Source organism: Actinoplanes sp. G11-F43, assembly GCF_050589265.1.
Classification (GTDB): Bacteria; Actinomycetota; Actinomycetes; order Mycobacteriales; family Micromonosporaceae; genus Actinoplanes.
On sequence record NZ_JBNZCE010000013.1, the window covers coordinates 54,722 to 69,280 of the forward strand.

Consider the following 14,559-nt stretch of genomic DNA (forward strand, 5'->3'; position numbering starts at 1 on the left):
CTACCACGACCGGGCGGGAGGGCGTCAACTGTGGAGGCTTATCTGGTGGGCGCCGTGCGCACCGCCGTGGGCTGTCGTGGTGGCCTGCACGCCACCACCCATCCGGCCGATCTGGCGGCCGGCACGATCGCCTGCCTGATCGATCGGGCGCGGGTGGATCCGGCCACCGTCGACGACGTCATCCTGGGCTGTGTGGACACGCTGGGCCCACAGTCCGGCGACATCGCCCGCACCGCCTGGCTGGCCGCCGGCCTGCCGGAACACGTTCCCGGTGTGACGGTGGACCGCCAGTGCGGCTCCTCGCAGCAGGCGGTCCACTTCGCCGCTCAGGCGGTGATGAGCGGCACCGCCGACCTGATCGTGGCCGGGGGAGTGCAGAACATGAGCCAGGTCCCGATCAGCAGCGCCATGGCACCCGACGGACCTTATGAAGCGTCGAAAGGATGGATGAATAGATACAGAACAACGGACTTGAACCAGTTCCGCAGCGCCGACGAGATCGCCACCAGATGGTCCATCACCCCGGAGGAGATGCGACGGTACGCCGGGGAAAGCCACCGCAAAGCAACCGCAGCCATCGACGAGAACCGCTTCCAGGCCGAGATCCAGAACGACGCGACCGACGAATGCCCGCGCCGCGACAGCACCCCGGAAAAGATGGCGGCCCTGAAACCGCTACGCGACGGTGGCACCACCACGGCAGCCATGTCCAGCCGGATAGCCGACGGCGCGGCCGCTCTCCTGATAGCGAACGACATCGCCCTCCGCACCCACGATCTGACTCCACGGGCGCGAATCCACCACCTCTCCGCCCGCGGCGACGACCCGATCCTGATGCTGACGGCCCCCATTCCGGCGACCGCGCACGCCTTGCGGAGAACCGGCCTGAGCATCGACGACATCGACCGTTTCGAGGTCAACGAGGCATTCGCGAGCGTCGTTCTGGCCTGGTTGAAGGAGACGAGAGCCGACCCGGCCCGGGTGAACGTCAACGGCGGGGCGATCGCCCTGGGCCACCCGCTGGGCGCGACCGGCGCCCGCCTGATGGTCACCATGCTGCACGAGCTGGAACGATGCGGCGGCCGCTACGGCCTCCAGGTGATGTGCGAGGGCGGTGGGCAGGCCAACGTGACGGTCATCGAGCGTCTGTGAGCCGGTCCAGCCCGGCGGCGGCCTCGGCCATGATCCGCTCGATGAGCGCGGCGCAGGTCGGCAGGTCGTCGATCAGCCCGGCGACCTGCCCGGCGGACATCACCCCGTAGTCGGGCCGGCCGTCCACCATCGCGGTCCGCAGCAGAACGGGTGTCCCGGCGGCCATCAGCGTCTGCGCCCAGGTCATGTCGCGGCCGTGCCGTGCGGCGATTCCGGCGCGAACGAGCCGGGGCCAGGTGTATCCGGCGAGGCGCCGGAACGCGACGGCGTGGCGGGTCGCCCGGAGCAGCGCGCCGACGGTTCCCGATTTTTCCAGAGCATTGACGTACGCCGTTCTGAGTACGCGGTGTGGCACCCCGTCGACCGCTGTGGTGACCACGGTCCCGGTGACGTCGGCGTCGAGATAGAGCTGCTTCACCCGTACGCCGACCGGGCTTTCCGCGGTCAGCAGGAATCGGGTGCCCATCGCGATTCCGGCGGCCCCGTAGGCGAGTGCCGCGACCAGTCCCCGCCCGTCGAAGAATCCACCGGCCGCGACCACTGGAACGCCGACCGCGTCGACCACCTGTGGCAGCAGAAGTGTGGTCGGAACGGATCCGGTGTGGCCGCCACCCTCGCCGCCTTGGACGAGAACCGCGTCGACGCCCCATTCGGCGACTTTCTCGGCGTGCCGCCGGGCCCCGACCGAGGGCATGGTCAGCACCCCGCCGTCGGCGCACCGGCGGATCAGATCACGGGAGGGCGCCAGGGCGAACGAGGCTAGCCGGACCTTCTCCCGGATGAGCAGATCGATGCGTTCGCCGGCGTCGGGCGCGTCCGATCGCACGTTCACCCCGAAGGGTTCCGCGGTCCGTTCCTTGATGCGGACGATGGTGTCGCGCAGTTCGCCGGGACTCATCGTGGCGGAGGCGACGATGCCGAATCCACCTGCCTCGGCGACGGCGGAGACCAGTCGCGCGCCGGCCACGTAACCCATTCCGGTCTGCACGATCGGGTACCGGCAGCCGAGCAGTTCGGTGAGCGCGGTCCTCACCGGATCTCCCGTTCCCGGGCACCCGCCGGGTCCAGGAGGGTGCGGATCAGTTCGTCTTCCTCGCCGGTGGGTTCCCGGGTGTGCGGCACCCGGTCCGGAATGGTCAGGGTGAAGCCGGTGGCGGCGACCACATCGTCGACTGTCACTCCCGGATGAACGGATCGCAGGCGCATCGACCGGTCCGGGGTGGCGAAGTCGAGGACCGCGAGATCGGTGACGACGACCCGGATCTCGTGGGCGTTCCGGTCGGTTCCGATCCCGGAGACCATGTCGACGCGCTCGACGAAGACCCGTGGTGAATGGCGCGGAACCCAGTAGCTGACCGTGTGGTTGACGGTGTTGCCGGGCGCCCCGCGGACACACAGCAGCTGCGAGTTCGGCCGTTCCCAGGGCCCGATACAGGAGATGTTCTGATTGCCGAACCGGTCCAGCTGCCGGGCGCCCATCATCACGTGCCGGGTGCCGGCAGCGACCATGGTGAACACCGCCCGATACGGCAGCCAGCCCTCGGCCCGGCCGTTTCGCAACAGGGTCGCCTCGCCGTCGGTGACGAGCAGTTCCGGCGCGAACGTCAGCTGGGCCAGCCGGGCTCCCAATCCGGGGATCAGGCCGGCCGAACCCGCCAGCACCGCCCCGTCCCCGCGCCAGGCGTCCGCGCAGGCCACGACGCATGTCTCGGCCCGGGTCACCGGAGGATCGCCTTCTGGTAGTCGGCTTCGCTGCCGTCCAGATAACGGCTCCGGAACTCCGTGAAGGAGGTGGTGGCGTACTCCCGCTGGAATTGCTCGTCCCGCCCGTAGTCGGGCACACAGCTGGTGAAATGCGCGCCGTTCGGGGTGTGCATCACGCCGTCGACCATGGACCGGTTCACCAGCAGGGCCTGCGGTGGCCCGCCGGACATCAGGTCGTCGGTGCTCTCGACCCGTTCGCAGGACAGGAACCGCCGTTTCGCGGCCAGGCAGAACAGATCGTCGAAATACGGATCGGGGCCGAGGTAGCGCCCGTTCCCGCCGGCGTCGGCCCGGTTGAGGTGGATGAACGCGATGTCGATCGGCAGCGCCGGCATGGCGACGAGTTCGGTGGCGTCGGGATAGGGCGAGCGGATCGTCCGCAGGCCCGGATTGACCCGCATGACGTCGGAGCCGAGGCCGGCGCGGATCGGCAGGAACGGGAGCCGGTTGGCCGCGGCGAGCAGTCCCCAGTAGAGCATTCCCTCGTCGTACTCGGTCAGTTTGATCGTGCCCTCGCTGCGAGCCCGGCGGAAATGCGGTTCGAGGGGGATGCTGTCCAGGGAGACGAAACCGGTGACGACGCGGTGCACCACTCCGGAGGCCACGAGAAGGCCGGCGTCGGGTCCCCCGTACGAAATCAGGGTCAGGTTCTTCCGCCCGGACCGCAGAATGGCGCGCACCACCGCCATCGGTTTGCGCCGTGACCCCCAGCCGCCGATGCCGATCGTCATTCCGTCCCGGATCTCCGCCACCGCGTCCTCGACGCTGACAACGCTCACCGTTCCTCCAGGAATCGCCGCCGGGCCCGTTCGCCGGCCCCGTTCAGGTCGAGTTCGAAGGTGAAGCCCTGCTCGAATCGGTAGGACCGTTTCACATCGACCGGATCGATGCCGTTCAGCGATTCCTTGGCGCGGCGGATGACCAGCGGATCCTTGGCGGCGATCTCCTCGGCGACCCGGTGCGCGGCCCGCCGCAACCCGGCGGCCGGGACCACTTCGAGGACCGTCCCGAACCGGTGCAGATCCCTTGCGGTCACCGGCCGGCACGTGTAGACCATGGTGCGCATCAGCTGGTGCGGGACCAGCCGGGCCAGGTGGGTGGCCGCGCCGAGCGCACCGCGGTCCACCTCGGGCAGCCCGAACGTGGCGTCGTCGGTGGCCACCACCAGATCCGCGTTGCCGGCCAGGCCGACCCCGCCGCCCAGGCAGAAGCCCTGCACCGCGGCGATCACCGGGACCGGGCAGTCGTAGACGGCACCGAACGCCGCCGCACAGCCCCGGTTCGCCGCGAGCAGCGCCTGATGGCCCGGCACGCGTTGCATCTCCTTGATGTCGACGCCCGCGCAGAAGCCGCGGCCCTCGGCGGCGAGCACCACCACCCGGGTCACCGGATCGTCGCCCGCGACGGCGAGTGCCCCGGCGATGGCGTGCCAGCCGTCCGCCGGGATCGCGTTGACCGGCGGAAAGTCCACGATCACCTCGGCGATCTCGCCGCGGTGCAGCTCAATGCCCACGAACGCCAGGCTAACCTAGCGCTTGCTTGGGTGGCTAGCATCGATCGTCATGGACCCTCTCGACTACGCGGGCCGGGCCGTGGTCGTCACCGGCGGCACCCGCGGCATCGGCGCCGCGGTCGCCGGCGCGTTCCGCGCGGCGGGCGCCGACGTCCTGGTGTGCGCCCGCACGTCACCGTCCGGCATGCCACCGGGTGACTTCTTTCGTGCTGATGTACGCGATCCGGCGCAAGCCGCCGCCCTGGTCGAGCAGGCGGTGACCCGGTACGGACGGCTCGATGTCCTGGTCAACAACGCCGGCGGCAGTCCCGAGGTGCCGGCCGGAACCGCCTCGCCCCGGTTGCACGCGAAAATCATCGAGCTGAACCTGACAGCGCCGCTGCACGTCTCGCAAGCCGCGAACACGGTGATGCGCGTTCAGCCCACCGGCGGGGTGATCCTGATGATCGGCAGCGTCAGCGGCACCCGGCCGTCGCCGGGCACCGCCGCCTATGGCGCCGCCAAGGCCGGCCTGCACCATCTGGCCACCAGCCTGGCCGCCGAATGGGCCCCGAAGGTCCGGGTGAACAGCCTGGTGGTCGGCCCGGTCGGTGATCAGGAACAGTCATCCGGCGCCGTCTCGACGATCGGCCGGACCGTCCCGATGGGGCGGGGCGCCACCGCCGCCGAGGTGGCCGGCGCCTGCCTGCTGCTCGCCTCGCCACTGGCCGGTTACATCAGCGGCGCGTCGCTCGCCGTCCACGGTGGTGGTGAGTGGCCGGCCTATCTGGCGGACCTCCGGGACACGGCGTACCGTGCCGAGAAATAGAACCTGTTGCAGAATTCCGGCGTTCGGAGGCTCGGCATGGTGCTCTCGATCAAGGCGAAACGCGACGAGGCCGGCCTGAGCGCCGGAGAACTGCTGATCGACGGCCGATGGCGCCCGGCCGGCGACGGCGCACTGTGGACCCACCACCATCCGGCCACCGCCGAAGAGGTCGGCACGTTCGCGATCGCCGGCGCGCCGGACGTGGACGCCGCGGTCCGTGCCGCCCGGACCGCCTTCGACGACGGGCCCTGGCCGCGGACCCGGGCCAAGGAACGGATCCGGGTGCTGCGCCGGATCGCCGACGGCATCCGCGAGCACGCCACCGAGCTGCAGACGCTGATCGCGCTGGACAACGGGGTGCCGGTCAGTTTCGGCGAGACCTACGCGATGTCGGTCGAGTGCGTGGCCGACATCTTCGACCACCACGCCGGCTGGGTCGACAAACTCGCCGGCGAGACCCTGCCCGGCTACCAGGGCGGCGACCACATGGTGTTCACCCTGCGTGAACCGGTCGGCGCGGTGGCCGCCGTCATCCCATGGAACGGGCCGTTGCTCCTCGCCGCCCAGAAGCTCGCCCCCGCGCTGGCGGCCGGCTGCACCGTCGTGCTCAAACCCTCCGAGTACGCGACCTTCTCGGTGCTGCGGTTCGTCCGCATCCTGGAGGAGGCGGGGCTGCCCCCGGGCGTACTCAATGTGGTGACCGGCCCCGGTGAGACCACCGGCGACGCCCTGATCAATCACCCCCTGATCGACAAGATCACTTTCACCGGCAGCCGCGGCGTCGGCCGGCGGGTGCTGGCCGCCGCCGCGAACGGGGTCAAACGCACCAGCCTCGAACTCGGCGGCAAGAGCCCGTCGGTGGTCTTCGTCGACGCCGACGTGTACGCGGCGGCCACCACCACGATGGGCACGGTGACCATGGGGCTGTCCGGTCAGGCGTGCGTCGCGCACACCCGGGCGCTGGTCCACCGGGAGGTCTACGACGAGTTCCTGGCCATCGTCGAGGCGATGGCCGCCCTGGTCAACTACGGTGACCCGTTCCATCCGGAGACCACCGCCTCGCCGCTGATCAACGAGCGGCAGCTGGCCCGGGTGCTCGGCTACATCGAATCCGGCCGGGCCGAGGGCGCCCGGCTGGTGGTCGGCGGCGGCCGGCCCGACGGTGAGCTGTCAGCCGGCAACTTCGTGCAGCCGACCGTCTTCGCCGACGTCGCCAACGACGCCGTCATCGCCCGGGAGGAGATCTTCGGCCCGGTGCTGGCGGTCGTCCCGTTCACCGGCGAGGAGGAGGCGATCCGGTTGGCCAACGACACGTCGTACGGGCTGGCCGCCACGGTCTGGACCAACGACGTACGGCGTGCGTTCCGCCTGACCAAGGCTCTGCGCGCGGGAACCGTCGGGGTCAACGGCTATCAGTTGGAGCCGCACGTGGCGTTCGGTGGGTTCGGCCAGTCCGGGCTGAACCGGGAGGGTGGCCGCAGCTCGATCGAGGCCTACACCGAGCTGAAGACGGTGCTGATCCCGACCACCGACGAAATGATGTGATGCTATGGTCCCTTTCCTAGACGGATACCGTCTAGGAAAGGGGTTCTGGTGAACGCTCAGCAAGCCGCGTGGAAGGCCCGGACATCGCCGCCGGTGGAGAAACTCGCGGGCGGGCTGGTGTCCGTCCCGGTGCCGATCCCGAACAATCCGCTGCGCTACACGCTGAGCTACCTGATCCCCGGCGACGACGGCCTGGTCGTGGTCGATCCCGGCTGGGACAGCGACATCGGCTGGACGGCCCTGCTCGCCGGACTGGCCGAAGCCGGGGCGACCGCCGCCGACGTGACCGGGGTGGTGCTCACCCACGTGCACCCCGACCACCACGGCCTCACCGCCCGGCTGCGCGACGCCTCCGGCGCCTGGGTCGCCATGCACCCCGCCGAGCGCGACTCGATGCTGCACGACCGGGAACACCAGCCGGTGGTCGCCCTGGCCGGCTGGCTGCGGGACCTGCACGTCCCCGAGGCGGAGATCAACGGCTTGCTCGGTACGTTCGGATCAGCCGTCGATCAGCACTTCGCCCCGCTCGCCGACCCCGATGTCCTGCTCGCCGACGGCGACCTGGTCCCGCTGGCCGGCCGTCGCATCCGGGCGATCTGGACACCCGGCCACACCCCCGGTCATCTGTGCCTGCTCGACGCCGAAGCCCAGCTGCTGCTCACCGGCGACCATGTGCTCCCTCGCATCACCCCCAACGTCGGTCTCCAACCCGGTGGCGGCAACCCGCTCGGCGACTACCTGGAGTCGCTGGACAAGACGTCCGCATACGACGACTGCGAGGCCCTGCCCGGCCACGAGTACCGTTTCCACGGCATCGCCGCCCGAACCGCCGAACTGGCGGCCCACCATCACGCCCGCGGCGCCGAGATCGTCACCGCCGTCGACCGGCTCGGCGGTCCCACCATCTGGGACCTGGCGGCGGCCCTGACCTGGTCCCGCCCGTGGACCGAGATCGGCCCGATGAAGGTCGCCGCGGTCGCCGAGACCGCCGCCCACGTCGAACTCCTCATCCGCTCCGGAACCCTCTCCCGCAAACCAGCCGCCGACGGCACTCAGCGCCTGATCCCCGGCCCTCTGGCCGCCGGCCCACACTGACCCCGCAGCCCGCCCCGCACCCGCAGTCCGCCTGGCACCCGCAGTCCGCCTGGCACCCCAGCCCGCCTGGCACCCCAGCCCGCCCGGCACCCCAGCCCGCCCGGCACCCCAGCCCGCCCGGCACCCGCAGCCGCAGTACACCTCGCACCCGCACGCCCCGCAGCCGTCGGTCAGATGGCCACCGTGCTGCCGGGCGCTCACCTGATCCGCGGGTGGGATCACCCGGCTCTGGCGACCGCGGCCAGCACGAAATCGACCAGTTCCTCGGCGTAGTGGTCGGCCCTCCCGGTCACCTTCGCCCGAAGCCGGGCCGGGGTGACCAGTGCGTGGTTGAGGGCGCCACCGCTGATCGTGTCCAGCAGCAGGGTCACGCTGGTGTCGCGACTCAGCTGCCCACGGTCGATGCCCCGGTGCACGATCGCCCGGGCCGCGGCGGCCTGGGACTGCAGGAACCGGTCCAGATGCTCCGGCCCGGACGGGATGCTCTCCGCCTCCAGCATCAGCCGCAGCAGCGCACCGCCGGACTCGTCCAGGAACGCGTGCAGCACCTGCCGCGCCAACGCCACCAGATCGTCGCGCAGCGACCCGGTGTCGATGTCACGCACCCCGGACAGCCGGGTGGCGAACACCGCGGCGGCCAGTGCCTCCTTGTTCGGCCAGCGCAGGTAGATGGAAGCCTTGCCGACCCCCGCCTGGCGAGCCACCGCGTCCACCGAGAACCGGGCCCAGCCCTCCGCCCCGAACACCTCGGCCGCCGCCCGGATGATCCGCTCGTCCACCTCGGGATCACGACGCCGCCCGACGGGTGAAGCAGCCACGATGATCCTCCCGTCGCTCGACCGGCGCCCAGTCTAGGACCGCCTCAGGTCAGCAACTTGCGATGATCCCAGCTCGCCACCCGGGCCGGGTCGACCAGGTAGGCGACACGTTTGCGGGCCGCGTGCGCCACATAGGCGTCCAGGGCGTCGCGGGGCACGTCCGGCATCCGGGCCGCGATCAGCCGGCCGACCGCGGTGACCCCTGGCAGATCGTCGATCCGTCGCGCGACGCCGCCCACCTGCACCCCGCGCAGCTCGAAGTAGTCCTCACCGTCCTCCACCAGGCAGGTCAGCCGTGGGTCACGGGCCAGGTTGCGCGCTTTCTGCGAGGCCCGATAGGTCCAGAACGCGATCCGCCCCTCGTCCAGCCCGAAGAACATGGTCACCAGATGTGGTGTCCCATCCGGGTTGATCGTCGCCGTCTGCAGCTTCCGGGCGCCGGCCAGAACCGCTCCGATCTCGTCATCGGTCATGGCGACCGTCTCGCGTTGTTTCACCGTGCCCTCCGTTGCGTGCTCACGTCCCGAACTGCCCTCACGGGCCGCGCCGTCTACGCGGCCTGTGCTGTGCCGCTGTCTAGTTGCGGTGCTCTCCGTTGTTCCGTGCCTCAAGTCTTGTCGCCGGGACGCTCGGCGGCCATGGTGCTGGCCGCCTGTCGGAGGTGCGGCTACCCGAACCGAAGGAGGTGCGGCTACCCGAACCGAAGGAGGTGCGGCTACCCGAACCGAAGGAGGTGCGGCTACCCGAACCCGAAGAGGTCGGCTGGCCCCACTGTGCCGAAGCGAAGACCTCGTTACGGTGAAGAGGACTCGCCGAAAGTGGTTTCGGCCAGCGGGATCGTCTCCTCGCAGACGAATCCCGGTCGTGGAGGATCGGTGGTGAAGACAGTGCTCAGAGCAGCTGCGAGTTCCAGCGGCGTCCAGTGGCCGGCCGCCGCGTGGAAGACCGCCCGCACGGTCGGCGGGCCCATGACCGCCACCATGTCGCCATGCACCACGAAGACCTCACCGGTGATCAGCGCACCCGCCGGGCCGGCCAGGTGCACGACCAGGGGAGCGACCCGGTCCGGCGACAGTGGATCGGAGCCGGCCGGCGCGGGGCCCATCAGGTCACCGGTCATGGCGGTCCGGGCGCGGGGGCAGATGGCGTTCACCCGGACCCCGTGTTTGAAGCAGCCCCGGGCCGTCGCCAGAGTGAGGGAGACGATGCCACCCTTGGCCGCCGCGTAGTTGGGCTGGCCGGCCGAGCCGAGGAGGAATGCCTCCGACGCCGTGTTGACGATCCGGGCGTGGACCGGTCCGCCGCTCTCCTTGCTGCGGTCCCGCCACCAGGCGGTCGCGAACCGGGAGGTCACGAAATGCCCGCGCAGGTGGACTCGGACGACCGTGTCCCACTCCTGTTCGGACATCGAGAAGATCATCCGGTCGCGGAGTACCCCGGCGTTGTTGACCAGGATGTCCAGGGCGCCGTAGGTCGAGACCGCGGTCTTGACCAGGGTCTCGCCGGTCGACCAGTCGGCCACGTCGCCGGGGCAGGCCACGGCCTCGCCTCCGGATGACCGGATCCGATCCACCGTCGCGTCCAGAGACGGCCCGGGGAGGTCGTTGAGGACCACGCGGGCGCCCGCGGCGGCGAGGGCGAGTGCTTCCGCGGCACCGAGCCCCTGACCAGCTCCGGTGACGACCGCGACCCGGCCATCCAGCGAGCGATCGGCTCCCGACCGGGAGTGGGCGGCATGCGACCGGGATCGGGCGGCTTGCGATGGCGAGTAGGAGGCGGTCCGCGTCGGGGTGGGAGCGGTCTGCGGCGACTGGGAGGAGGTCTGGAAGTGATCGGTGGGTTGGGGCTGAGAGATGGTCCGTGGCTGAGGGGTGATCTGGGACTGGGAGGTGGTCGGGGAGTGATCGGTGGGTTGGGTCTCGGCGGTGGTCCGTGATTGAGGGGCGAGCCGGGGCTGATAGGTGATCCGTGACTCGGAGGGGAAGGGTTGTCGCCGTGGGAGGCGGTGCTGTTTTTCCGGCATTTCAGTACCCCGGTCCGCTCAGAAGGCCGCCGTCGGCCAGGAACTCGGCTCCGGTGGTGTATGACGACTCGTCGGAGGCCAGGAAGGCGACCAGGCGGGAGATCTCGACCGGTTCGGCGAAGCGGGCTATCGGCAGGGCTTTGAGGAAACCGCCACCGTCCACACCGGTCATCGACTGGGCCGCGGTCAGGGCCATCGACGTCATCACGCCGCCGGGGTGTACCGAGTTCACGCGGATGCCGAGTGGGCCCAGTTCCTGGGCCGCCGACCTGGTCAGGCCGCGGACGGCGAACTTGCTGGCGCTGTACGCGGAGAGCCCGGCCGCCCCGGCGAAACCCTCGATCGAGGAGATGTTGACGATCGAGCCCCGGCCGGCGGCGCTCATCGGGGCCGCCACCTGGCGGATTCCGAGCCACGTGCCGATCAGGTTGACCTCGATGACCTGACGGAACTCGGCCGGGTCCATCTCGGCGACCGGGGCGTGCCGCAGAATGCCGGCATTGTTGACGAGCACGTCGATGCGGCCGAAGCGGCCGAGCACCGCGTCGACGGCCGCCGCCCAGTCGTCCGCGCTGGTCACGTCGTGGTGCACGTAATCGCAGCCGATGCCGTCGGCGACGGCTTGGCCTTTTTCGTCGAGTACGTCGCCGATCGTCACCAGCGCGCCCTCGGCGGCGAAGTGCCGGGCATGCGCCTTGCCCATGCCGCGGGCGCCGCCGGTGATCAGCGTGACCTTGCCGTCCAGCCGTCCCACGAGACCTCCAGACAACGAGAAGCCGACAGAGCACGAGAAGCCGACAGAGCACAAGAAGCCGACAGAGCACAAGAAGCCGACAGAGCATGAGAGGCCGACGGAACACGAGAGGCCGATAGAGCACGAGAGGCCGACGGAACACTAGAGACCGATAGAGCACGAGAAGCCGACGGAACACGAGAAGCCGACCGAGCAACTGGAAGCCGACAGAGCAACGAGAAGCCGACGAGCCACCCAAGCAAGCATTTGGTTGGAGGCTAGGCCCTGATGCCGTCGAACAGCAACCGCAGCAGGCCGTCGGTTATCTCCTCGCTGGTCCACGTGCTGGACGGGCGGGAGGACGGGATCCACAGGATGTCGCGGAGCAGCCGGTACGCCAGGCGGGCGTCCAGATCGGCACGGAACTCACCGGCCTCCTTGCCGCGTTCCAGCTGCTCGATCCAGGTCTGCTCGATCTCCTTCATCGCGGTCCGCAGATAACCGAACCGCGGTTGGGCACTGAAGTAGTTCCAGTCGTTCTGCAACATGGTCAGTGCCGCCCGGTGCCGGGCCAGGGTGGCGTTGCTGGACCGTACGATCAATTCGATCGCCTCTCGCGGGCCGGACGCCGAGCCCACCGCCGAACGGTAACCGGCCAGCACGTCCTCCAGAAAGGCGCTGAGGATCTCGTCGCCGATCGACTCCTTGGAGTCGAAGTGGTGGTAGAGGCTGCCGGACAGGATCCCGGCGGCGTCCGCGATCTCGCGCACGGTGGTGGCCCGGAACCCCTTCTCGGCGAAGAGGTCACCGGCGAGCCGGACGAGGTGGGCGCGCCGTTCGGACGGGCTTCGAGATTGTGTCACCGGCCGATTATCGCCCCCTACCGAACGCTTGCTTGGTTCCACCCCCGTCGATAACTTAGAACCTGTTCTAAAAATCTGAGGGGGCCGGGATGCGCGCGGCGATTCTGCACACGATCGGCGACGAGAAGCTCGACATCCGCGACGACGTCCGGCTGATCGCCCCGGGCCCCGGTGAGGTGCGCCTGAGGGTGCGCGCCTCCGGCGTCTGCCACTCCGACCTGTCGGCGATCCGCGGCGTCCTGCCGCAGCCGGTGCCCGCGGTCCTCGGCCACGAGGCGGCCGGCGACGTGCTCGAGGTCGGCCCGGGCGTCGACGACCTGGCCCCGGGCGACCGGGTGGCGGTCAACTGGCTGCCCGCCTGCGGCGTCTGCGCGCACTGCCGCCGCGGCGAGACCTATCTGTGCCTGACCCACGTGATGGCCGGCTACGTGATCCCCCGGTTCACCCTCGGTGACGAGCAGGTGTTCGGGATGGCCGGCTGCGGTTCGTTCGCCGAGGAGATGGTGGTTCCCCGGGCCGGCGCGGTCAAGATCGACGACGATGTGCCGTACGAGGTGGCGGCCCTTGTCGGTTGCGGGGTGACCACCGGCGTCGGGGCGGTGATCAACACCGCGGGGGTGCGGCCGGGCGACACGGTCGTCGTGATCGGCTGTGGTGGGGTCGGCATCGCCGCGATCCAGGGTGCCCGCCTGGCCGGCGCCGCGGTGATCGTGGCGGTGGACACCGTCGCGGCCCGGCACGACGCGGCCCGCCGTTTCGGCGCCACCCACACGGCCGGCCCCGACGACCTGAGTGACGTGCGGGCGGCGGTGGTGCCGGAGGGCTTCGACCACTCGTTCGACGTGGTGGCGGTGCCGCGGACGCTGCGTGCCGCGTGGTCGGTGACCCGCCGGGGCGGCAGTGTCATCGTGGTGGGCGCCGGCCGGGCCGAGGATCAGGCCGTGTTCAGCCCGTTCGAGCTGCTCTTCGAGGGTAAACGGATCCTTCCCTCGCTGTACGGGTCGGCCGAGCCGCACCGGGACTTCCCCCGTCTGCTGGCGCTCTGGCGGGCCGGCCGGCTCGACATCGAGGGCATGATCAGCCGCCGGCTGCGCCTGGATCAGGCCGGTGCCGCGCTGGCCGCGCTGGGCAGCGGTGACGTGATCCGCCAAGTGATCGTGCAGGACTGATGCGCCTCGGCATCCAGCTCGGCTACAGCGGGCAGGGTTTCGCCGCGGCGGTGGACGAGGTGGTGGAGTTCGAGGAGGCCGGCGCCGAGCTGGTGGTGGTTCCGGAGGCGTACAGCTTCGACGCGGTGAGCCAGCTGGGTTTTCTGGCCGCCCGCACCCGGACCATGCGGCTGGCGTCCGGGGTGATGCAGCTCTACACGCGGACGCCGACGCTGATCGCGATGACCGCGGCCGGGCTGGACTACGTCTCCGGTGGCCGTTTCAGCCTGGGTCTGGGCGCGTCCGGTCCGCAGGTGATCGAGGGGTTCCACGGCGTCCGTTATGCCGCCCCGGTGGCCCGCACCAGGGAGATCGCCGAGATCTGCCGCCGGGTGTGGCGCCGCGAGACGCTGGTCTTCGACGGCGAGCACTACACGATTCCGCTGCCGGGTGACTACGCCAAACCCCTCAAGATCATTAATCATCCGGTACGGCATCGGGTCCCGATCCTGCTGGCCGCGATGGGCCCCCGCAACGTCGCCCTGGCCGCTGAGATCGCCGAGGGCTGGCAGGCGCTGTGGCTCGACCCGCGCTCGGCGGACCGGGTGTTCGGCGACGCCCTGGCCGACGGCCGGTCCCGCCGCGACCCGGCCCTCGGCCCGCTCGACGTCAGCGTCCCGGTGCCGTTCGCGGTCGGTGATCCGGCACCCGGACTGCTCGGCCGGCATCGCGCCCAGCTGGCGCTCTACCTGGGCGGCATGGGCGCGCGCGGCCGCAACTTCTCCAACGACCTGGTCCGCCGGTACGGCTACGCCGAGGAGGCCGCCCGGGTCCAGGACCTGTTCCTGTCCGGCCGCCGCGCCGAGGCGATCGCCGCCGTCCCGGACGACCTGGTGACGGCGACCTCCCTGGTGGGGACGCCGGAGACGATCCGCCGCCGGCTCGACGAGTTCGCCGCCGCCGGGGTCACCACGCTGCTGGCGTCGCCGCTGGCGCCGACCCGTGCCGAGCGGGTGAAGGACATCGGCACATTGCGCCGCATGATCGGCTGAACGCGGGCCGGACCATCGGTGTACTCCCCGGCGAGGAGAAGGGGG

15 protein-coding genes are annotated in these 14,559 nt (G+C 70.5%); 6 read left to right on the plus strand and 9 right to left on the minus strand.

The features are described from left to right. Positions 1-30 precede the first annotated feature (30 nt). Positions 31-1,152: an acetyl-CoA C-acetyltransferase gene (locus ACQ0O7_RS14570; protein ID WP_430782581.1), complete on the plus strand. Its 1,122-nt coding sequence runs from the start codon at positions 31-33 to the stop codon at positions 1,150-1,152. Here ACQ0O7_RS14570 and ACQ0O7_RS14575 read toward each other — a convergent pair. From ACQ0O7_RS14575 to ACQ0O7_RS14590, 4 genes are read right to left on the minus strand one after another with little or no spacing between them, the layout of a single operon-like run. Continuing rightward, a complete protein-coding gene (locus ACQ0O7_RS14575) occupies positions 1,136-2,185 on the minus strand; it encodes an NAD(P)H-dependent flavin oxidoreductase (RefSeq protein ID WP_430782582.1) in 1,050 nt (349 codons plus the stop codon). The two genes, ACQ0O7_RS14570 and ACQ0O7_RS14575, sit on opposite strands and share 17 nt — an antisense overlap. Next, entirely contained in the window at positions 2,182-2,874 is a 693-nt protein-coding gene (locus ACQ0O7_RS14580; protein ID WP_430782583.1) for a CoA-transferase subunit beta, read from the minus strand. Before ACQ0O7_RS14580 ends, ACQ0O7_RS14575 begins: the two co-directional genes overlap by 4 nt. Further along, on the minus strand, positions 2,871-3,695 hold the full coding sequence (locus ACQ0O7_RS14585; protein WP_430782584.1) for a CoA transferase subunit A: 825 nt from the start codon (positions 3,693-3,695) through the stop codon (positions 2,871-2,873). The genes ACQ0O7_RS14580 and ACQ0O7_RS14585 overlap by 4 nt, the downstream gene beginning before the upstream one ends. After that, positions 3,692-4,429 carry an enoyl-CoA hydratase family protein gene (locus ACQ0O7_RS14590; protein WP_430782585.1) on the minus strand — a complete coding sequence of 246 codons (738 nt, stop codon included), beginning with the start codon at positions 4,427-4,429 and terminating at the stop codon, positions 3,692-3,694. Before ACQ0O7_RS14590 ends, ACQ0O7_RS14585 begins: the two co-directional genes overlap by 4 nt. 49 nt (positions 4,430-4,478) lie before the next feature. Between ACQ0O7_RS14590 and ACQ0O7_RS14595 the strand changes: the two genes are divergently transcribed. From ACQ0O7_RS14595 to ACQ0O7_RS14605, 3 genes are read left to right on the plus strand one after another with little or no spacing between them, the layout of a single operon-like run. Then, positions 4,479-5,237, plus strand: coding sequence for an SDR family oxidoreductase (locus tag ACQ0O7_RS14595; RefSeq protein WP_430782586.1), 759 nt, complete (start codon positions 4,479-4,481; stop codon positions 5,235-5,237). A 36-nt stretch (positions 5,238-5,273) separates the two neighbouring features. After that, on the plus strand, positions 5,274-6,782 hold the full coding sequence (locus ACQ0O7_RS14600) for an aldehyde dehydrogenase family protein (RefSeq protein ID WP_430782587.1): 1,509 nt from the start codon (positions 5,274-5,276) through the stop codon (positions 6,780-6,782). Positions 6,783-6,830: 48 nt separating this feature from the next. After that, positions 6,831-7,877, plus strand: coding sequence for an MBL fold metallo-hydrolase (locus ACQ0O7_RS14605; protein WP_430782588.1), 1,047 nt, complete (start codon positions 6,831-6,833; stop codon positions 7,875-7,877). Positions 7,878-8,095: 218 nt separating this feature from the next. Here ACQ0O7_RS14605 and ACQ0O7_RS14610 read toward each other — a convergent pair whose 3' ends face one another. The 5 genes from ACQ0O7_RS14610 to ACQ0O7_RS14630 all read right to left on the minus strand — a co-directional run bounded on the left by ACQ0O7_RS14610 (position 8,096) and on the right by ACQ0O7_RS14630 (position 12,314). Continuing rightward, positions 8,096-8,695, minus strand: a complete 600-nt coding sequence (locus tag ACQ0O7_RS14610; RefSeq protein ID WP_430782589.1) for a TetR/AcrR family transcriptional regulator — start codon at positions 8,693-8,695, stop codon at positions 8,096-8,098. Between the two features lie 44 nt (positions 8,696-8,739). Then, entirely contained in the window at positions 8,740-9,192 is a 453-nt protein-coding gene (locus ACQ0O7_RS14615; RefSeq protein WP_430782590.1) for a pyridoxamine 5'-phosphate oxidase family protein, read from the minus strand. Positions 9,193-9,488: 296 nt separating this feature from the next. Beyond that, positions 9,489-10,397: an SDR family NAD(P)-dependent oxidoreductase gene (locus ACQ0O7_RS14620; protein WP_430782716.1), complete on the minus strand. Its 909-nt coding sequence runs from the start codon at positions 10,395-10,397 to the stop codon at positions 9,489-9,491. Between the two features lie 322 nt (positions 10,398-10,719). Next, positions 10,720-11,472 carry a glucose 1-dehydrogenase gene (locus ACQ0O7_RS14625; RefSeq protein WP_430782591.1) on the minus strand — a complete coding sequence of 251 codons (753 nt, stop codon included), beginning with the start codon at positions 11,470-11,472 and terminating at the stop codon, positions 10,720-10,722. 257 nt (positions 11,473-11,729) lie between these two features. Next, positions 11,730-12,314 carry a TetR/AcrR family transcriptional regulator gene (locus tag ACQ0O7_RS14630; protein ID WP_430782592.1) on the minus strand — a complete coding sequence of 195 codons (585 nt, stop codon included), beginning with the start codon at positions 12,312-12,314 and terminating at the stop codon, positions 11,730-11,732. A gap of 89 nt (positions 12,315-12,403) precedes the next feature. Between ACQ0O7_RS14630 and ACQ0O7_RS14635 the strand changes: the two genes are divergently transcribed. Together ACQ0O7_RS14635 and ACQ0O7_RS14640 are read left to right on the plus strand one after the other, a co-directional pair. Next, positions 12,404-13,483 carry a Zn-dependent alcohol dehydrogenase gene (locus tag ACQ0O7_RS14635; RefSeq protein ID WP_430782593.1) on the plus strand — a complete coding sequence of 360 codons (1,080 nt, stop codon included), beginning with the start codon at positions 12,404-12,406 and terminating at the stop codon, positions 13,481-13,483. Next, a complete protein-coding gene (locus tag ACQ0O7_RS14640; RefSeq protein ID WP_430782594.1) occupies positions 13,483-14,514 on the plus strand; it encodes an LLM class F420-dependent oxidoreductase in 1,032 nt (343 codons plus the stop codon). The genes ACQ0O7_RS14635 and ACQ0O7_RS14640 overlap by 1 nt, the downstream gene beginning before the upstream one ends. Positions 14,515-14,559 lie beyond the last annotated feature (45 nt).